Origin of the sequence: Psychrobacter sp. TB20-MNA-CIBAN-0197, assembly GCF_040309765.1 — a bacterium.
Taxonomy (GTDB): domain Bacteria; phylum Pseudomonadota; class Gammaproteobacteria; order Pseudomonadales; family Moraxellaceae; genus Psychrobacter; species Psychrobacter submarinus.
In genome coordinates, this window is sequence record NZ_JBEOPC010001237.1 from 1 (window position 1) to 243 (window position 243).

Consider the following 243-nt stretch of genomic DNA (forward strand, 5'->3'; position numbering starts at 1 on the left):
GTATTTATTACATCGGCGTCCTTATAGTGACTCCCAAGTAATGTTAGATATGCTTGTAGAAGGCGTTGGTCAGTTAAGAATGCTGGCCCGAATTAGTGGTCGCCAGGCCACTAAACATAAAGCACAACTTCAGCCGTTTCAGGCACTGCTTGTTAATTACAGTGGCAAGTACGATTTAAAATATATCAATAAGTTTGAACTGCATGGGAACTCGCACTTTTTAAAAGGTGATGAGCTTTATTG

General features: G+C 40.3%; 1 protein-coding gene. It reads left to right on the top strand.

What is annotated here, in order from left to right:
• Positions 1-40 precede the first annotated feature (40 nt).
• Positions 41-243: hypothetical protein (locus AAEY83_RS17910; RefSeq protein WP_351061381.1), on the top strand; the 203-nt coding region annotated here is incomplete at its 3' end.